The 17,662-nt window shown below is 67.1% G+C and carries 16 protein-coding genes; 5 read left to right on the top strand and 11 right to left on the bottom strand.

The features are described from left to right. Positions 1–46: 46 nt before the first annotated feature. Genes flhA through fliF form a run of 4 tightly spaced genes read right to left on the bottom strand, consistent with a single transcriptional unit; the run spans position 47 to position 5,458 of the window. Positions 47–2,128 carry a flagellar biosynthesis protein FlhA gene (gene flhA / locus ABIC65_RS19155; protein WP_354310837.1) on the bottom strand — a complete coding sequence of 694 codons (2,082 nt, stop codon included), beginning with the start codon at positions 2,126–2,128 and terminating at the stop codon, positions 47–49. 23 nt (positions 2,129–2,151) lie between these two features. Next, the gene (locus tag ABIC65_RS19150) at positions 2,152–3,483 is read right to left on the bottom strand and encodes a sigma-54-dependent transcriptional regulator (RefSeq protein ID WP_354310836.1); all 1,332 of its coding nucleotides are present in this window, start codon (positions 3,481–3,483) and stop codon (positions 2,152–2,154) included. Next, entirely contained in the window at positions 3,483–3,842 is a 360-nt protein-coding gene (fliN, locus tag ABIC65_RS19145; RefSeq protein ID WP_294258402.1) for a flagellar motor switch protein FliN, read from the bottom strand. Before fliN ends, ABIC65_RS19150 begins: the two co-directional genes overlap by 1 nt. A gap of 11 nt (positions 3,843–3,853) precedes the next feature. Further along, positions 3,854–5,458: a flagellar basal-body MS-ring/collar protein FliF gene (gene fliF / locus ABIC65_RS19140; RefSeq protein ID WP_354310835.1), complete on the bottom strand. Its 1,605-nt coding sequence runs from the start codon at positions 5,456–5,458 to the stop codon at positions 3,854–3,856. 192 nt (positions 5,459–5,650) lie between these two features. On the opposite strand from fliF, the gene ABIC65_RS19135 reads away from it, so the two are divergent. Continuing rightward, on the top strand, positions 5,651–6,424 hold the full coding sequence (locus ABIC65_RS19135) for a polysaccharide deacetylase family protein (RefSeq protein ID WP_354310833.1): 774 nt from the start codon (positions 5,651–5,653) through the stop codon (positions 6,422–6,424). Between the two features lie 129 nt (positions 6,425–6,553). Then, positions 6,554–8,191, top strand: coding sequence for a hypothetical protein (locus tag ABIC65_RS19130; RefSeq protein ID WP_354310831.1), 1,638 nt, complete (start codon positions 6,554–6,556; stop codon positions 8,189–8,191). A gap of 42 nt (positions 8,192–8,233) precedes the next feature. On the opposite strand, the gene ABIC65_RS19125 is transcribed toward ABIC65_RS19130, so the two are convergent. The 3 genes from ABIC65_RS19125 to ABIC65_RS19115 all read right to left on the bottom strand — a co-directional run bounded on the left by ABIC65_RS19125 (position 8,234) and on the right by ABIC65_RS19115 (position 11,093). Continuing rightward, entirely contained in the window at positions 8,234–9,328 is a 1,095-nt protein-coding gene (locus tag ABIC65_RS19125; RefSeq protein ID WP_354310829.1) for a catalase family protein, read from the bottom strand. Between the two features lie 69 nt (positions 9,329–9,397). After that, positions 9,398–10,045, bottom strand: a complete 648-nt coding sequence (locus ABIC65_RS19120) for a FliH/SctL family protein (protein ID WP_354310828.1) — start codon at positions 10,043–10,045, stop codon at positions 9,398–9,400. Positions 10,046–10,058: 13 nt separating this feature from the next. Further along, on the bottom strand, positions 10,059–11,093 hold the full coding sequence (locus ABIC65_RS19115; protein WP_354310885.1) for a flagellar motor switch protein FliG: 1,035 nt from the start codon (positions 11,091–11,093) through the stop codon (positions 10,059–10,061). Positions 11,094–11,183: 90 nt separating this feature from the next. On the opposite strand from ABIC65_RS19115, the gene ABIC65_RS19110 reads away from it, so the two are divergent. Next, a complete protein-coding gene (locus ABIC65_RS19110) occupies positions 11,184–13,976 on the top strand; it encodes a hypothetical protein (protein WP_354310826.1) in 2,793 nt (930 codons plus the stop codon). 3 nt (positions 13,977–13,979) lie between these two features. Next, positions 13,980–14,396: a flagellar basal body protein gene (locus ABIC65_RS19105; protein ID WP_354310824.1), complete on the top strand. Its 417-nt coding sequence runs from the start codon at positions 13,980–13,982 to the stop codon at positions 14,394–14,396. Positions 14,397–14,481: 85 nt separating this feature from the next. On the opposite strand, the gene ABIC65_RS19100 is transcribed toward ABIC65_RS19105, so the two are convergent. The 4 genes from ABIC65_RS19100 to ABIC65_RS19085 all read right to left on the bottom strand — a co-directional run bounded on the left by ABIC65_RS19100 (position 14,482) and on the right by ABIC65_RS19085 (position 17,110). Beyond that, positions 14,482–14,994, bottom strand: a complete 513-nt coding sequence (locus ABIC65_RS19100; protein ID WP_354310822.1) for a PEPxxWA-CTERM sorting domain-containing protein — start codon at positions 14,992–14,994, stop codon at positions 14,482–14,484. A 279-nt stretch (positions 14,995–15,273) separates the two neighbouring features. Further along, positions 15,274–15,699 carry a flagellar protein FlgN gene (locus tag ABIC65_RS19095; RefSeq protein ID WP_354310820.1) on the bottom strand — a complete coding sequence of 142 codons (426 nt, stop codon included), beginning with the start codon at positions 15,697–15,699 and terminating at the stop codon, positions 15,274–15,276. Beyond that, the gene (locus tag ABIC65_RS19090; RefSeq protein WP_354310819.1) at positions 15,696–16,007 is read right to left on the bottom strand and encodes a rod-binding protein; all 312 of its coding nucleotides are present in this window, start codon (positions 16,005–16,007) and stop codon (positions 15,696–15,698) included. Before ABIC65_RS19090 ends, ABIC65_RS19095 begins: the two co-directional genes overlap by 4 nt. Beyond that, a complete protein-coding gene (locus tag ABIC65_RS19085) occupies positions 16,007–17,110 on the bottom strand; it encodes a flagellar basal body P-ring protein FlgI (protein ID WP_354310817.1) in 1,104 nt (367 codons plus the stop codon). Before ABIC65_RS19085 ends, ABIC65_RS19090 begins: the two co-directional genes overlap by 1 nt. A gap of 84 nt (positions 17,111–17,194) precedes the next feature. Between ABIC65_RS19085 and ABIC65_RS19080 the strand changes: the two genes are divergently transcribed. Beyond that, positions 17,195–17,611, top strand: a complete 417-nt coding sequence (locus ABIC65_RS19080) for a flagellar assembly protein FliX (RefSeq protein WP_354310816.1) — start codon at positions 17,195–17,197, stop codon at positions 17,609–17,611. Positions 17,612–17,662 lie beyond the last annotated feature (51 nt).

The raw sequence follows: 17,662 nt of genomic DNA, 5'->3' as shown, positions 1-17,662 counted from the left end.
CCGTTCCAAACCATTATAGGACGATCGCCGGGGCGATCGTTGCGGGTCAGCCAATTACGCCGAGCGCACGGATGCGCGCCCGGGCGTGGATCTCGTTCTGCGACAGCACCACCGTCGCCGGGCGGACGCGTTCGATGATCGAGCGGACGAACGGGCGGATCGAGGGGCTGGTGAGCAGGCAGGGAATCTCGCCGTCCTGCGCCAGCCGGTCATAGGTCTCGCGCACCGCGCCGATGAACTGCTGGAGCGCCGACGGGGCCATCGCCAGCTGGCGGTCGTCGCCCGCGCCGAGGATGCTGTCGGCAAAGGCCTGGTCCCAATCGGCCGAGAGCGTCACCACCGGGATCGCGTCGCCGCGCGCCTGCGAGGCACTGATCTGGCGCGCCAGGCGGCTGCGGACATGCTCGGTGATCGTGGTGAGGTTGCTCGTGAGCGGCGCCGATTCCGCGATGCCTTCGAGGATCGTCGGGATGTCGCGGATCGAGATCTGCTCGGCGAGCAGGTTCTGCAGGATGCGCTGGACGCTCGACACCGAGACCTTGGACGGTATGATGTCCGCCACCAGCTTTTCCGATTCCTTGTGGACTTCGGTCAGCAGTTTCTGCGTCTCGGTGTAGGAGAGCAGATCGGCGATGTTTTCCTTCACCAGCTCGGTCAGGTGCGTGGCGATGATCGTGCCGCAATCGACCACGGTGAGGCCGCGGAAGCCGGCTTCGTCGCGCAGCTCGCGATCGATCCAGAGGGCAGGCAGGCCGAACACCGGTTCCTTGGTGACTTCGCCCGGCAGGCCGACCGAGCCGCCGCCGGGATTGATCAGCAGCAGCTTTTCCAGCCGGATGTCGCCGCGCGCCGCCTCGGTCTCTTTGATCGAGATGACGTACTCGTTGGGCTTGAGGCCCATATTGTCGATGATCCGCACCGACGGCAGCACGAAGCCATATTCGGTCGCCATTTGGCGGCGCAGCGCGCGCACTTGGTCGTCGAGCCGCGGTTCGCGGGTATCGTCGTTGATCATCGGCAGCAGCGCATAGCCGATCTCGATGCGCACCGCGTCGATCGCCAGCGTCTCGGAGATCGGCTGTTCGACGGCCTGCGACTGCGCGACTTCCTGCGCTGCGTGGATGCGCTCGCGCGCGGCCTTGGCGGTGGAGCGGCGCGACATCTCCCAGGCGGCCCAGCCCGACAGCGCCGAGAAGGCGGCGAAGGGGATGAAGGGCAGGCCCGGCATCAGCGCCAGCGCACCCATCAGGAACGACACCATGCCGAACGCCTTGGGGTAGCGGCCGAGCTGGTCGCCCAGCGCCGCGCCGGTCTTGCCGGCGACGCCGCCCTTGGAGACGAGCAGGCCCGCCGCGGTCGACACGATCAGCGCCGGGATCTGGCTGACCAGGCCGTCGCCCGCGGTGAGCACGGTATAGGTGCGGAACGCCTCGCCGATCGGCACGCCGTGCTCGATCACGCCGATGCCGAGACCCACGACGATGTTGATCGCGGTGATCAGCAGGCCGGCGACGGCATCGCCCTTCACGAACTTGGAGGCACCGTCCATCGCGCCGTAGAAGCCGCTTTCGGCCTCCACCTCGGCGCGGCGGGCCTTGGCCTGTTCCTCGTTGATCATGCCGGCGGAGAGATCGGCGTCGATCGCCATCTGCTTGCCGGGCATCGAATCGAGGCTGAAGCGCGCGGCGACTTCGGCGATACGGCCGGCGCCCTTGGTGATCACGACGAAGTTGATCACCACCAGGATCATGAAGATGGTGAGGCCGATGATGGTCTCGCCGCCCATCAGGAATTCGCCGAACGCCCCGATCACGCCGCCGGCGGCGTCCGGGCCCTCATGGCCATGGCCGAGGATCAGGCGCGTCGAGGCAAGGTTGAGGCCCAGCCGCAGCATCGTTGCGATCAGCAGGATCGTCGGGAAGGCGCTAAGCTCCAGCGGCTTCTCGATGAACAGCGCCGTCATCAGGATCATCACCGAGACGGTGATCGACAGGGCGAGGCCCATGTCGAGCATCCAGCCCGGCATCGGCAGGATCAGCATCGCGATGATCGCGATCACGCCGCCGGCAAGCGCCATGTCGCGGTTGGCGCCGATGCGATCGAGGAATTTCATGACGGCGGGAGGCATGGGCTGCTACCGGAAACTGGAGGTCAGGGCGCGGGCGAGACGGCGATGCCGGCGTCGATGAAGCTGCGCAGCTTGTTGCGCATCGTGCGAACCGAGATGCCGAGGATGTTCGAGGCCGAGGTGCGGTTGCCGTGGCAGCGCTCGAGCGTTTGCAGGATCAGCTCACGCTCCACCTCTTCGACCGTGCGGCCGACCAGGCTGTTGATATCCAGGGGATTGGTCTCTGTGTTGAGCTCGGCGAGCGGCGTGCCGTCGGCGCGCACCAGGTCGCCCGGCACGATCGCGGCGCCGCGGCCGAGCAGGATGGCGCGGTGCACCGTCTCGTCCAGCTCGCGGATGTTGCCCGGCCAGACATAGCGCTGGAGCAGCGCCAGTGCCTCGTCGGTGAAGGCGCGCGGGGGCAGGCCGTCGACTTCGGCGTGGCGCTTGGCGAAATAGCGGGCGAGGGCGATGATGTCCTCGCCGCGGGCGCGCAGCGGCGGCACCTCGACGCGCACCAGCCCCAGCCGCACCAGCAGATCAGCCCGGAACGTGCCGCTCTCCACCAGCGCGTCGAGGTTGAGGCTCGACGTGGCGATCAGCCGGCCGTGGAAGGGAATGGTCTCGTGCCCCGCCAGGCGGCGAAACTGCTGCTTCTGCAGCACGTCGTGCAGCTTGGCCTGCAATGCGGGCGACAGCATGCCGACCTCGCGGAGCAGCACCGTGCCGTGACCGGCCTTTTCGAGCCGGCCGATGCGACGGGCAACCGCGCCGGGAAACGCACCGGCCTCATGGCCGAACAATTCGGACTCGAGCACGTCGGGCGCGACGCCCGAGCATTCGGCGACCAGCATCGGCTGCGGGCGGCCCGAGGCGTCGTGCACCGCACGCGCCATCATTTCCTTGCCGCTGCCCTTTTCGCCGGTGATCAGCACCGGGGCGGCGCTCGGCGCCACGCCCGCGGCGAGCGACAGCGCGCGGGCGAGCGCGGGGTGGCCGCCGATCCAGGCCGGCGCCTTGCGCTCGACCACCGAGGCGATGGCGGCCGCGATCAGCTCGCGCTGCGGGGGGAGGGGGACGTAATCGCGCGCACCGGCGCGGATCGCCGCCACCGCGCGCTCGGCGGGCGCGTCGATGCCGCAGGCCAGCACGGCGATGGTGAAGCGCTCGGCGCGGATGCTCGCCATGAAGGCGGTGATGTCCGCCTCGACGTCGATCATCACCAGATCAGCACCGCCCTGGCGCAGCTCGACCAGCCCATCCTGGGGCGTGTCGGCCATCGCCACTTCGGCGCCGGCGCTGCGGGCGAGTTCGGCGGCGAGACGGAACTCGCTGCCGGGCGCGCCGATCAGGAGCATGCGGATCGGGTTTGCCATCAGCGATCGGGCCGCACGATTTCGGTGAGCGTCACGCCCAGCGCATTGTCGATCAGGACGACTTCGCCGCGGGCGATCAGCCGGTCATTGACGAAGATGTCCACTGGTTCGCCGACGCGGCGGTCGAGTTCGAGCACCGTGCCCGAGCTGAGCGCGAGCAGATCGCCGATCGGCATCCGCGCGCGGCCGAGCACCGCCTGCACCTTGACCGGCACGTCGTGCACGGCTTCGAGGCCGGCGCTGCCGCCATGGGCCTCGGGCGTGCTGCCCGGCAGTTCGAAATCCTGGAAATCGGGGGCGGGGGCGGGCTGGGGCTCGCTGCCGTCCGACGGGATGATGTCGTGGGGATCGATCGTCATCTGCTAAAATCCTATGCGTTCATCCACTGGCGGATCACCGAGGCGGCCTCGGGCGGGCTGGCCGCGATGGCCGATCCGATCCGCTTGAGGGCGGAGAGCTTGATCCGCCCATCCACCTGGGCGAGGGCGATTTCCTGATCGAGCAGCGCGGTCTCGCTGACCTGCATCTGCTCGAGCTTCTCGAGCGCGTCGGGGTCGCCGTCCGCAGCGAGGGCGGTCAGCGCCCGCATTTCCTCGGATTGCTGCTGCGCCTCGAGGATGTTCATCTCCGGCTCGATTGGCAGCGGCTCGGGCTTGGGCTTGAGCATGCGCAGGGCGAGCAGGCCGACACCGGCGATCAGGGCAAGCTGCAGGAAGGTCCAGATCCGGTCCATCGGCAGCTTGGAGAAGAGGCTCTCCTTGCCTTCGTCCACCGGCACCGCCGAGAAGGGCATGCTCTCGACGACGACGCTGTCGCCGCGCTGGGTATCGATGCCGACGGCATTTTCCACCAGGCGCTGCAGGCGCTGGACCTGATCGGCGGGCAGACCCTTGGGACCGCCATCGACCATCACCGCGACGGTGAGGCGGGTGACCTTGCCCGGCGAGCGCAGCGTGACCGTCTTGGTCGAGCTGTTCGAATAGGTGGTGTCTTCCGAGGTCTGGTTGCTGGCCGACTGGCGCGAGCTGCCCGGGGCGCCCGGATTGGCCTTGGCATCGGGCATCTGGTTGGCGACCGAGGCGGTCTGCGGCCCCGCATCGCTTTCCTTGTTCTGGTCGCCGGTCTCGACGCTCACCTGGCGGGCGACGACCTGCTTGTCCGGATCGTAGACGTTCGATTCCTCGCGCGTCTGGTCGCGGTCGATCTGGGCGGAGACTTCGGCGCGGACCTTGCCCTCGCCGACGATCGGCTGGAGCAGCGCCTCGATCTCGTCGCGCAGCTTGCCTTCGACGGCCTGCTGGCGCTCATCGGCATCGCCGGCGGCGGCAGTGTCCGGATCGCCCGCGCGGGCAAGCAGCGCGCCGGTCTGGTCGACGACCGAGACGGCGTCGGGCGACAGCTCCGGCACCGAGGAGGAGACGAGGTAGCGGATCGCCGCGACCTGTTCCGAGCCGATATGGCCCTTGGTCTTGATGGTGACGGCGGCGGTCGCCTTGCGGCTCTCGTTGGCGAACATCGCGCGCTCGGGCATCACGATATGGACGCGCGCGGCGGTGACGCTCTGGATCGTCTGGATCGACTTGGACAGCTCGCCTTCGATGGCGCGCGTCTCGTTCATCTTGGCGCGGCTGGCGGAAACGCCGAAGGGCTGCTCGCTGTCGAGCACCTCATAGCCGATCTTGCCGCCCAGCTTCTCGCTGGCCATGCTCATGCGCAGTTCTGCCAGCTTGTCCTCGGGCGCCATGATCGCGGTGCCGTCGGCGGAGAGCGTGTAGGGAACGTTCTGCGCCTTCAGCTTCTCGGTGATCGTCGAGGCCGCGGCGGGATCGAGATCGGTGTAGAGATAGCCCATGTTGGACTTGGAGCTGCTCATCGCCACGAACGTCAGCGCTGCGAGCAGGGCGAATGCCACGCCCCCCATCATCGCGAGCCGCTTGGTGCCGAGTTGCGCCACCAGATTCTTGATCGCTTCCAAAGCCGCCCCATGCAGTAGCTACGGGGCGCGGAGTGCCCCTTGTTAATGGTCTTATAGGAAGCGGGTGGAACGGCAGTTTCTGCCGGGTGGGAATTTTTTGCCTAGCTGTGGTTCGACCTAGGAGAACCTACGGAAGCATGGTTGCGCATGCTGGCGGCTGCGGCCAAGGGCAGGCCGAAGGATGGAGGCGACATGCAGGTGAACAGGCGGCATTTCGCGGCAGGGCTGGCGACGCTGGTGCTCGGCGCGCCGTGCGCGCGGGCCGCGGCGGGCGAAGGCGGGGCGCTCAGCCTGACCTATGACGACGGGCTGCCCTCGCATCTCGACGTGGCGGCGCCGGCGCTGGAGCGGCGGGGGCTGCGCGGCACCTTCTATGTCACCTGGGACAATATCGTCGACCGGGTGGGTGATTGGGAGAAGATGCCGGCGCGCGGCCACGAGCTCGGTGCGCATACCATGCACCACCCGTGCAACATCGGTCCGCTCAGCCCGCAGGCCTTTGCCGACAAGGAGTTCCTGCCGCTGGAGGCGTGGCTGGACAAGGTGGCGGGGCCGGCGCGACCGCACGACTTCGCCTATCCGTGCGACGTCACCGATCTCGGCCCCGGCAGCGCGAACGCAGAACGGGCGCGCTACGAGGCATTGCTCAAGCGGTTGGGCATGATCAGCGCGCGCAACAGCGAGGGGCCGCCCAACCCGGCGGACTGGGTGCGGCGGCACCCCTATCGTCTGCAGGCGCTGGCGGTGGGCTATGACGCGCAGCCGCTCGACGTGTTCAACTATCTCCAGCTGGCGCGGCACGAGCGGCGCTGGGCGATCCTGGTGTTCCACCAGGTCGGCGCAGGTCCGGAGAGCGACGGCGCGGTAACCGCAGCGCAGCACGAGGCGCTGCTCGACATGGTGCTCGCCAGCGGGCTCGCGGTGCGCACGGTGGGCGAGCAGATGCGGCGTCTCACTTCGGGCTGATCGCCCAGCACGCGCCCGCATCCCAAACGACGGCTGGGCGTTTGACGGCCGATGAACGGCCGCTCCAGCGCAGGTTCAGCCTGGAACGGGCAGAAGCTGCGCCAAGGGGGCGGGAAGTGAGGAGCTGTCATGTCCGATCTCTGGAAACGCCCCGCCATGCTTTCGGCGAGCCTGATCGCGCTGGCGCTGGCCGGCTGCAATCCGGCTAGCCCGGTGCAGCAGGCGGATAGCAACGCGGCAATGGGCAACATGGCAGGCGCGCTGCCAGCGCTGCCGGCGGCGGTGCCGCTGCAGGCCGGCGCCGCGACCTCGCTCGCTACGGCGCCGGCGGCCGAGGCCCTGCCTGCGACGCGGCGGGTGCGCGTGGCGCAGGTCGCGCGGCGCAGCGACGCCTATGCCTATCTCGATCGTGCCCAGGGCGTTGCCGATGCGATCGGCGACGCGCCGCCCGATTATGCGTATGACGACGGCCGGGTCTCGCCCTGGGTGTGGCAGACCAGCGTCGGCGACCGCCGCTATGCCGAGCCGGTCGATGGCGGCTATCGCTATTATTACTATCAGGCCGGGGCAGACCGGCCCTATCTCGTCCGCGATCCCGACTATAGCTATGCCTATTCGGGCGACGATCTCGTGGCGGTTTACGACGCGGGAGGCGACCTGCTGCCGGCCAACGCCTATTATGGCCGCGCCGACATCGCCTCGCGCTATTATGATCGCGCGGAATATCTCTATGAGCTCTCCGCCCAGCGCGAGCATCGCGGCGTGATCGCGGCCAATTGGGCGGCGCGGCGTGCGGAGATCGCGGCTGCCAATGCCCAATGGGCCGAGGCGCAGGCCCGGCAGGCCGGGTGGCAGGCCTATCGCCAGGCACATGCCGCGCAGGAACAGGCGGTCTGGCAGCAGGAGCGTCAACGCCGTGCGTACGCCGCGCAGCGCTTTGCCGCGTGGCAGAGCCAGGGCTTCCGTACCCCGGCGCCGCAGCCGGTCGCCTATGTGCCCCCGGCGCCGCCGCCGCAGCGCGGGTGGATGCCCAACTGGTTCGGCGGCGATCGCCAGGCGGAGGCGCGGCGCCGCGACCAGCAGATCCGCGCGCAGCAGCTCGCCCAGCAGCAGGCAGCGCAGCGCCAGGCTCAGCAGGCCGCGGCGCAGCGCCAGGCCCAGGCACAGGCCGAGCAGCGGCTCGCCTTCCAGCAGCAGGCGCAGCAGCGCGCGAACCTCCAGGCACAGCAGCGCCAGCTCGCCGAGCAGCAGGCCCGGCAGCGCCAAGCGCAGCAGCAGGTTGCCCAGCGGCAAGCGCAGCAGCGCAGCGTTCAGCAGCGCGCGCAACAGGCGGTCGAGCAGCGGAGGCAGCAACAGGCGGCGGCGCAGCAGCGCCTGGAACAAGCCGCCCAGCAGCGCAGGCAGCAGCAGGCTGCTGCGCAGCAGCGGATGCAGCAAGCTGCGGCGCAGCGCCGCGACCAGCAACACGCGCAGCAGTTGGCACGGGCGGCCGCAGCGCAGCACCAGCGTCAGGCCCAGCTGGTGCAGCGTCAGCAGGCGCAACAGCGCGCCCAGCAGCAGGCGGCCCAGCGTCAGCAGGCGCAACAGCAGGCCCGGCAGCAACAGGCCGGGCGTGCTCAGGCGGAGCAGCGGCAGGCGCAAGCCCGGGTGCAGCTGGCGCAGCAGCAGCGCGGCCAGGCCGCGGCGCGGGCGGGGCAGGCACGGCCGCGCCCGGAGCCGCAGCGTCCCGCCCGGCCGGAACGCCCGCGCGATCCGCACCAGAGCTGATCGCGCCGGGGGAGGGGCCGCCGCCGGGGCGGCCCATCCCGATCAGGCCTTGACGTTCAGCTCGTCGAGCGCGCGCGGTTCGTGCATCGGACAGCCATTGAACCGGCCGCGATACTCCGCGGAGAATTTGTAAGGCTCCTTGCGCGCGCGGTTGACGCCGCCGAGCGGCTGGTGGGCGGCGAGGCCGTGCCAGGGCGCGAAGGACAGCCGATCCTCGATCAGGTCGCTTTCGCCATAGACCCAGCCGGGCTGCGGCGCGACCTGCAGCGTCGCGACGGTGCGATAGGGGCTCTCGTCCTCATCCCAAGCGACCGAGGCATCCTCGACCGGCATTGTCTCGAGATCGGTGCACAGCTGCACGCGCAGCTCCCAGGTGCCGCCCTGTTCGGCCAGCAGTTCGTTCACCGCTTCGCGGATCGCATCCGGGCGGCCGGTGGCGTTGATCGTCTCGTCGGCAAAGTCCTGGATGCCCGACACCGGCACCAGCTGGAACTTGGCGATATGGTCGCCGTAGCGGTAGGGGGTCTGGCTGTAATAGGTGGCGCCTAGCGGATGCACCGGCCGTGCGCCGCCGAGGGTGCTGAGCAACGCAGACTTGCCGCCGACCGCCTCGAGGGCCGCCTCAAAGCTGCGCAGCACGGCGGAGAGCAGCTTCTTCGCGCCCTCGGCCTTGTCGGTGGTGCCGGCGAGTAGCTTGAGATTGCCGAGGAACTTCTTGGCGTCCGGCGCGGCGAAGGCGGGGGCGTTGACCATCACGAAGTCCTGCGTCGTGTCGCCCTCGCTGCCGGAAAGGCGTTCACCCTCCACGCCCAGCACCTTCAGCGCTACGCCGCGGGGCAGGCGGATCGAATCGTCGAGGATGTCCCCGGCATTGGTGGAGAAGCGCAGGATCGCCTCATGGCTGCCCGGGGTCGCGAACAGGCCCTGGGCGAGTTCCGGCGGCAGATTGTCCGCGATCGTGAAGGTGCCGCGCGCGAGGCCGTGCCCCTTGGCATGCACCGACCGAACGGCGTGCTGATAGTCCTCGGACGTGGTGTCGAGGATCTTCTGGAACTGTTCCTTCAGCCCGGCGATCGTTTCCGCCTCGTCGGGCTGCGGCTGTTCGACGGAGGGCGAAAAGCGGACGGGCTGCGGCATGGTTGTTTCCCTTCGATGATTCAAAGGGGCTCAACCGCCGGTCGGATTTGCCGTTCCGTTGGCGCGCGCTCAGTGGAGCAGCAGGCTTTCCAGCTCGGCGGTGATCGCCTCGCGGCGCGCTTGCGCGTTGAGCGCGAGCCCGCCTTCGTCCCAGTTGATCAGCGCATCGCCCATCGCCAGCGTCGCGTCGGGCGCGACGATGAGGCTCAGCTTGCGGCGGTCCTTGGACTGGCGATCGGCGATCTTGGCTTCGATGTCGTCGACCAGATCGGGGTGGACGCGCACCTGCAGTTCGGTGCCGCGCGCCACCTGGCCGAGCACGCGGCCGATCGCCGCGTCGATCGCATCGCCGGGGGCGCGTTCGATCGCGCGCGCGGCGATATGGTCGGCGGCGGCGAGGGCGACTTCGGTCGCCTCGCTGGTCACGCGCTCGGTGATTTCGGTGAACTGCGCGTCGATCACCTCGATGCCGGCGTGCAGCGCGTCGACCGCGCTGAGCAGCGCCACTTCGCGTTCGGCCCGCGCCTGGGCGAGGCCTGCCTCGAAGCCTTCGGCCCGCGCCTGATCGATCACCGCCTGCTGATCGGCCTTGAGCAGCGCGAGTTCGGCACGCAGCGCGGCCAGCTCGATCAGCGCGTCCTCGTTGACCAGTTTCTTGTCCGGGATCGGCGCCGAGAAGACGCGGTCGAAGGCGAAACGTTCGACATGGATGCTCATGCTGCCATGCTCCTCAGATAATCATCGCGTCGTCGGACTTGGGATCGACCAGCAGGATCTCGCCGCGATCGGCAAGGTCCTTGGCCAGGCGAACGAGGCTCGACTGCGCTTCTTCGCAATCGCGGGCACGTACCGGGCCCATGCCCGCCATGTCCTCGCGCATCAGCTTCGCGGCGCGTTCGGTCATCGCATTGAAGAACATCGTCTTCAGCTGTTCCGGGGCACCCTTCAGCGCCAGCGCCATCTCGCGCTTGTCGGCATTGCGGACGATCGAGGCGATCGCCGGCGGCAGCAGGTTGGCGAGATCCTCGAAGGTGAACATCAGCGCGCGGATGCGCTCGGCGCTTTCCGGCGCCTTGGCGTCGAGCGCGGTGAGCATCGCTTCCTCGGTCGAGCGGTCGAGCGAGTTGAACAGCTCGGCCATGCTCTCGTGCGGATCGCGCTTCTGCGAGCGCGAGAGGTTGGTCATGAACTCGGTCTTGAGCGTCTGCTCGACCTGGTTGATGACTTCCTTCTGCACCGTATCCATCCGCAGCATGCGCATGATCACGTCGACCGCGAACTCGCGCGGCAGCTCGGCCAGCACGCGTGCGGCATGGTCCGGGCGCAGCTTGGAGAGGATGACGGCGACGGTCTGCGGATATTCCTGCTTGAGCGCGCCGGCCAGCACGGTTTCGGAGACGTTGGACAGCTTGTCCCACATCGTCCGGCCCGAGGGACCACGGATATCCTCCATGATCTCCTTGACCTTCTCGTCCGGCAGGATGCCGCCGAGCAGGCGTTCGGTCGTCTCGTAGCTGCCGTGGAGCGAGGCCATGCTCGCCACTTCGCCGGTGAACTGGACGAGCAGATATTCGACGACGGCGCTGGGGATGCGCCCCAGGCTGGCGATCGTCGAGGAAAGTTCCTTGATCTCGTCGGTGGACAGCTGGTCCCAGATCGGCGCGCCATGTTCCTTGCCGAGCGCGAGCATCAGCGCAGCCGCGCGTTGCGGCCCCGAGAATTTCTTCAGTTCGGGCGGTTCACCCACCGTGGCGACAGAAGCCATGCTCATCCCTGCAGAAAATGGTCCGCGCGCACCCGCAAGGACGCGCTCTCCTCTATTATAGATTCAAATGGGGAAGGGACGGATCGGATCATGGTTAATTTATCCGCAAATCTTATCGGGCTGAGTTTGCTCACCGGGCAGGACGCGTTCGCCGCCGCCGCCGCCAGCTCTGCCCAGACCTTTGAGAGCAAGGCGGTGAAGATCGCCAAGGCGCAGTTTACCACCGCCGTCACCGCCCCGCCCTGGAAGGACAAGGATGGCAACGCCACCTCGTCCCAGCTCACCTCGATCCTCGCCTCTCGCTCGCTGGTCCAGCCGGCGACCGGCGATAGCAGCGGCAATCTCCTGCCCGACGACGTGAAGACCACCTTCACCGCGTTCAAGGCGCTGGACAAGCTGCGCGTGCTCGCCGAGGCTGCCGCCGACAAGACCACATCGGATGCGCAGCGCGCGCAATATCAGAAAGCTTTCGCCAAGGGGCTGGCCGACCTGCAAAACTACCTGGTCTCGTCGCCATCCGATAAGGTCAACCTCGCTTTCGGCAAGGCCAGCACGACCGTCAAGACCAGCGAACTGGCTGCGACGACCCTGTATGAGACCAACGGCAAGCCCTTGGTGAAGAAGGCGTCGGATCCGTTGCCAGGCCTTACCGGCAACGAAAAGTTCGTCGTCAACATCAAGCGCGGCACCCAGTCGCAGAGCTTCACCGTCGATCTGTCGACCGGGCCCCAGCCGCCGACGATCAACTCGGTCGCCGAGGCGCTCAATGCGCAGATCAGCTCGGTCAAGATGGTGAACAGCGACGGCACCGTGGTGACCGACAGCAAGGGCGAGCCGGTCAGCAAGTGGAACGCCCGCTTCGAGCCCGAGCTTGAGGACGGGATGTGGCGGCTCAACCTCGCAACCCCGGACGGCATCGAGCAGGTCAGCCTCGATCAGGTTGGCGCCAAGGATTCGCTGGTCGTCACCACCGGCCAAACGCCGCTGGACTCGCCCACCGCCACCCAGGTGTTCCGCCTCAACGATCCGACCGGCGACAACGTCAAGGTGAACCTGGGGACGATCGAGGCGCTGGATCGTCAGGGCACTGAACAGAACGTGGCGGCGGGCAAGACCACGAACGTCACCAAGGCGGTCGAAGACGCCGACGGCAAGCTCAAGCTCGAGACGACCAAGATCAGCGAGGTCTATGCGAGCACCACGGCGGCCGCGAGCGTTACCGACGCGCAGGGCTTCACCTATGTCGTTGGCACGACGAAGGGCGATCTGGGCGCCAACCTGTCCACCGGCGACGACAACCTGTTCCTCACCAAGATGGACAGTTCCGGCAAGGTCGTCTGGCAGCGCAACCTCGGTGCTTCCGGTACCGCGACGGGTGCCTCGGTATCGCTCGGTCAGGATGGCAGCGTGGTCGTTGCCGGCACGGTCACCGGCAGCTTCAACGGCGTTACCGCCGATGGCGACATGGCGGTGGCGAAATACGCAGCCAATGGCGACGAACAGTTTTCCACGCTCGTCGTCTCCAGCGGAACCGACACTGCCCGCGCCGTTACCGTCGGCGCCGACGGATCGGTCTTTGTTGCTGGTCGCGCCGCCAACGAGGATGGCGGCGATGCGATGGTGGTGCGGATCGACGCCAACGGCAAAATCGCCGAACGTCGCAAGATCAATAGTGGTGGCAGCGATACGATCACCAGCCTGGCGACGGACAAGGACGGCAATCTTCTCGCGCTCGTGTCCAGCAACGGCGCGGCGAGCGTGATGAAGCTGCAGTCGGATTCGCTGTCGACCACGCTGGGCAGCATCAGCCTCGGTACCGCCGACGCGCGCGCGCTGGCCGTAGGCGCGGATGGCAGCATCGCAGTGGGCGGCGCCACCGCCACTGCGATCGCCGGCACCCAGACGAACGCTATTAGCGGCGGTCGCGACGGCTTCGTCACGCGGATCGATTCGTCGCTCTCCAGCGCGACCACTACCTATGTCGGTACGGGCGAGGACGACCAGATCGACAGCGTCGCCTTCATGGGCGGAAAGATCTATGCGGGTGGCCGCACCACCGGCGACCTCGGCGCCACGCGGCGGGGCCCGGTCGACGGTTTCGTGACCCAGATCGACGCCACCACCGGATCCGTCGGCACCACGACCCAGTTCGGCCAGTCGCTGACGCGGACCGAGCCGGTGCGGGTATCGGCGGATGTCGGCGGCAGCACGGCGCTTTCGGCATTGGGTTTCGCCCGCGGCGTGCTCAACCCCACGGTGTCGGACAAGGTCACGACCCAGACGACGCTGCGCGAGGGAGACTTTTTCTCGATCAAGGCCGATAATCTCGCCGTCCGTCGCGTGACGATCGAGAAGGGCGACACGCTGAAGACCATCGCGGACCGCATGCAGGGCATGATCGGCGCGTCCAAGGGGACGGTGACCGCCACGACGGTGGACGGCGTACAGTATCTGCGGATCACGATGAAGCAGGGCCACGAGATGGAACTGCTCGCCGGCAGCGCGGACGCGGACGCGCTCTCGAAGCTGGGGATCGAGCCGCAGCGCATCGCCAACGCGGCTGCGACGCTGGGCACCGCGCCAAAGGTCAAGCCGGGCGGCGCCTACGGGCTCGAACTCTCGGAAGCGTTGAGCCTCGGCTCGGTGGACAATGCCAAGGCCGCGCTCGGCAAGATCAAAGATGCGATCTCGATGACCCAGACTGCCTACCGGTCTCTATATTGGGATGACAGCAAGGCGCAGTTCGTCGACGGTACCAAGTCGAGTGGCGGCAAGAAGGGCGGTTCGACCGCGATCGAGCAGGCTCAGCTGAAGAACTATCAGGCGGCGCTCTCGCGGTTGCAGTCTGGCCCGAGCACCGCCACCAGCCTTTTGGGATTCTGAACCATGTCCGAGATGCCGACCATCTTTTCCGCCATCCAGATGCGGATGCAGAATCTGTCGCAGCGCCAGCAGGTGATCGCGCAGAACCTCGCGAACAGCGAAACGCCCGGCTACAAGTCGCGCGACGTGTCCGAGCCCAATTTCGGCGACCTGCTGCAGGGCGCAGGCGGGATCAGCATCGCCAAGCCCCGCGTCGAGCTGACCGGCACGATGAAGAATCTGGGGGCGGTGCAGCCGATGGGCAGCGGCATCGTGTTCGACAAGGACGTGACCGAGACCAAGCCGGACGGCAACAACGTCACGCTGGAAGACCAGCTGCTCAAGATGGGCAAGGTGCAGGCCGACTTCAGCGCGATGACCAACATCTATCGCAAGCAGATGGTGCTGCTGAAGACCGCGCTGGGCAAGGGCGGCGGCTGACGCCGAACGCCCCGCCTGACGGGCAAGAAAAAGGGCCGCGAGCGGTTGCTCGCGGCCCTTTCCGTTTTCACGGCGAAGCGTGCGATCAGGCGATCGCGACGCGCTCGGTGCGGCGGCGACGGATCGCGCCACCCGCCATGCCGAAGCCCGCGATCATCAGGCCCCACGCGGCCGGCTCGGGAACCGGTGCGAAGTCGATCTGCGAGCTGTAGCCATAGTCCTTGGTCTTGGTGTTCTTCATCACGACCGTCAGCAGCTGCGGCGTGTTCGACGGAGTCACCGCGAACGAATAGACGTCGCCCTTGGTGAGGCCGGTCAGCGTCACGCCGCCGAACGACAGGCTCACCAGGTCCAGATAAAAGGACGAGATGCTGACGTGCAGAACACCCGGTGCGTTCAGCGAGAGCGCGAAGGACTGGGTCGCGGTCGTCTTCTTGGCGACCTTGACGTTGTTCCAGCCGCCGCCGAAGCCGTCGAAGCTGCAAACCGCTGCAGCGGAATCGACGCAAACGACCGTCGTCGCCTGCGCGGTGCCGGCCATGGTGAGTGCGCTAGCCGCCGTCGCAGCCGCGATCATCAGAGTCTTGAGCTTGTTCATCCACACCTCCCTAACGCTTACACAGCCGCAGGGAGCTGCCCGATGTGTTCAGGCAGAAAACACTCTTCTTCCCGTACGCGCTGTCCTTTTATTTATAGACGAACGCGCAGATTTTGCCAGATTATAGTTAAGGGAAAGTACACGATTTATAAACCGTGTATTTTCCATCACTTACGTCTTTATGCTGAGGCGTTTCGGTGTTTTTCCCGGCTGCAACGCGTCAGAAATATTCCGCGTTGCAGCGAAGGGAAGGACGAACCACGCGACTCAAAAATACCTTCACAAACGTGCATTTACGGAGATAGGTGCAGGTGCATCCATGCCGTACAGCCCGCCGCAAGCGCTGTAGGTCGTGCTACGACTGCCGGTAAGGCGTTGCGCCTCCGAGGCAATGGCCGCCATCATTTCCGAAGACAATTCGATCTGGCGAGAAAGTATCCGCGAGTTGACGACCGAAGCGTCGCGTAGTGCGCGGCTTGCTTCAGACAATTTCTCGCGAGCTTCCGGCTCCAGAGTCTCCAGCCAGTCTTCCGGGTTCTCGCGCTTCAGTCGGGCGACTTCCGCTTCGATCCGGCCGGCGAGCCGCAACTTGGCATCGGCGATTTCGCCGAGCTCCCGGATATAGGGCGTACGGGCCAAACGTTCGCTTTCCTCTTCCATCAGAGCGGTGAGGGAAAGCATCGCATCGACGAGCTGCGTGATCATTTCTGTCCTTGCTGAAGCTTGAGGATCTGGTCGAGGACGGCAGGCGCGAGGCCGATTCCGCCGCGGCGCGCCATGGCGACGCCGAGCTTCTCGGCAAGCATGCCGCGGAAGATCTCTTCGCCGTTGCCACCGCTAAACTGTTCGTCTTGTTGAACACTTTGCATCATGAGCTGGGTCATCTGGCCGAGGAACACGCTTTCGAAGTCCTCCGCGGTCTTGGCGTTCTTCGCGTCCACTTTGGGCATCGGCTTGGCCGGGGTGGTCGCCCCGGCAAGCGCCGCCTGGGGCAGCGGTGTCGTGTCGTTCATCACTGCACCTCGATTTCGGCCTGGAGCGCGCCGGCCGTCTTGATCGCCTGGAGGATGGTGATCAGGTCGCGCGGCGAGACGCCGAGCGTATTGAGCCCGCTCACCAGCGCCTTGAGCGACGAGCCGTTGATCACGGCGAGGCTGGCGCCGTTGCCGTCGTTCACCTGCACCTGGGTGCGCGGCACCACGGTGGTCTGCCCCTGCGAGAAGGGGCCGGGCTGCGAGACCTGCGGGGCCTCGGTGACCGAGATGGTCAGGCCGCCCTGCGCGATCGCCACCGGCGTGATCCGCACGTCGCTGTTCATCACCACCGTGCCCGAGGCTTCGTTGATCACTACCTTGGCCGGCTGGTCGACCTTCACTTCGAGGTCGCCGACCTGGGTGACGAGATCGATCACCGATCCGGCGAACTGGCCGGTCGGGCGCAGCTCCACCGTCGCCGGGTCGAGCATCTGCGCGGCGCCGGGATAGCGGCCGTTGATCGCGCGGGCGATGCGGTCGGCGGTCGAGAAATCGGGGTTCTTGAGTGCCAGCTTCAGACTGTTGGCCGAGCGGAGCTGATAGGGCACCTCGCGTTCGACGATCGCCCCGCCGGCGATCCGCGCCGACGTGGTCACGCCGCGGCTGACATTGGCGGCGGCACCCTGCGCCTTGAAGCCGGAAACCGCCACCGGGCCCTGGGCCACGGCATAGATCTCGCCGTCGAGGGCGCGCAGCGACGAGGCGATCAATGTGCCGCCCTGCAGGCTGGTCGCGTCGCCGAGCGCCGAGACCTGGACGTCGATCCGCGAGCCGGAGCGCGAGAAGGGCGGCATCGTCGCGGTGATCGAGACGGCGGCGACATTCTGCGTGCGCATCTGCGTGCCGCGAATGTTAACGCCCATCCGCTCGAGCATCGACTGCATCGATTCCTCGGTGAAGGGGGCGTTGCGGATACGATCGCCGGTGCCGGCGAGGCCGACCACGAGGCCATAGCCAACCAGCTGGTTTTCGCGGACATTCTCGACGTCGACAATGTCCTTGATCCGGGTCTGGGCCATCGCCTGGGGCGCGCCGAAACAGGCCAGCGCGAGCGCCAGGAACGATGCGGAGAGACGATACATAAACCTCTCGGGCCAAGTGGAAAATTAACGCTACTCGTCTTATAGGAAGAGGAGAGCCAAGACGGCTCGCGAGGACCTGATTTCGTGCGTATCGACAGCCTCTCACCGATGATGGCGCGCAACCTGCTGGCGGCGTTGCCCAAGTCTGTGCCCAGCCTGGCGAGCCGCTTGGAAGAACAGGTCGCCGCGGCGCCGCATCCGCAGCCGGTGCCGGGCACGGTGCCGGCCACCAGCGTGCAGATGCTGGTGGCGATCGCCGCCAACAATCCGATCGCAGAGCGCCGCCGCAAGCAGGCGCGCGACGTCGAGCGCGGCATCGACGCGCTTGATCGGCTGCACAAGGAGCTGGTCGCGGGGACGCCGAACGTCGCGCGGCTGCGCGAGATCGTGCAGTGGTCCGAGACGGTGCCGACGCCGGCCGAGCCCGAACTGGCGGCGCTGATGCGCGACATCGACGTGCGGGTGCGCGTCGAACTTGCAAAGCTCGACATTGAGGTCTGAGTTTCGCAGCCGCGAGCATCCTTCCTGCTCGTCAACTTTATTTGTTGCGGT

The organism is Sphingomonas trueperi (genome assembly GCF_040545665.1).
In the GTDB taxonomy this organism is placed as follows: domain Bacteria; phylum Pseudomonadota; class Alphaproteobacteria; order Sphingomonadales; family Sphingomonadaceae; genus Sphingomonas; species Sphingomonas trueperi_B.
The sequence above is the reverse complement of the archived record's forward strand: the minus strand, read 5'-3'. Positions and strand labels throughout refer to the sequence as shown.

Coding starts and splice junctions, on each gene's coding strand:
- ABIC65_RS19135 (WP_354310833.1), top strand. CDS start 5,651: ATGCAGGTGAACAGGCGGCATTTCGCGGCAGGGCTGGCGACGCTGGTG.
- ABIC65_RS19090 (WP_354310819.1), bottom strand. CDS start 16,007: ATGAACGACACGACACCGCTGCCCCAGGCGGCGCTTGCCGGGGCGACC.
- ABIC65_RS19115 (WP_354310885.1), bottom strand. CDS start 11,093: ATGGCTTCTGTCGCCACGGTGGGTGAACCGCCCGAACTGAAGAAATTC.
- ABIC65_RS19105 (WP_354310824.1), top strand. CDS start 13,980: ATGTCCGAGATGCCGACCATCTTTTCCGCCATCCAGATGCGGATGCAG.
- ABIC65_RS19120 (WP_354310828.1), bottom strand. CDS start 10,045: ATGAGCATCCATGTCGAACGTTTCGCCTTCGACCGCGTCTTCTCGGCG.
- ABIC65_RS19125 (WP_354310829.1), bottom strand. CDS start 9,328: ATGCCGCAGCCCGTCCGCTTTTCGCCCTCCGTCGAACAGCCGCAGCCC.
- ABIC65_RS19100 (WP_354310822.1), bottom strand. CDS start 14,994: ATGAACAAGCTCAAGACTCTGATGATCGCGGCTGCGACGGCGGCTAGC.
- ABIC65_RS19085 (WP_354310817.1), bottom strand. CDS start 17,110: ATGTATCGTCTCTCCGCATCGTTCCTGGCGCTCGCGCTGGCCTGTTTC.
- ABIC65_RS19095 (WP_354310820.1), bottom strand. CDS start 15,699: ATGATCACGCAGCTCGTCGATGCGATGCTTTCCCTCACCGCTCTGATG.
- fliN (WP_294258402.1), bottom strand. CDS start 3,842: ATGACGATCGATCCCCACGACATCATCCCGTCGGACGGCAGCGAGCCC.
- ABIC65_RS19110 (WP_354310826.1), top strand. CDS start 11,184: ATGGTTAATTTATCCGCAAATCTTATCGGGCTGAGTTTGCTCACCGGG.
- flhA (WP_354310837.1), bottom strand. CDS start 2,128: ATGCCTCCCGCCGTCATGAAATTCCTCGATCGCATCGGCGCCAACCGC.
- ABIC65_RS19150 (WP_354310836.1), bottom strand. CDS start 3,483: ATGGCAAACCCGATCCGCATGCTCCTGATCGGCGCGCCCGGCAGCGAG.
- ABIC65_RS19130 (WP_354310831.1), top strand. CDS start 6,554: ATGTCCGATCTCTGGAAACGCCCCGCCATGCTTTCGGCGAGCCTGATC.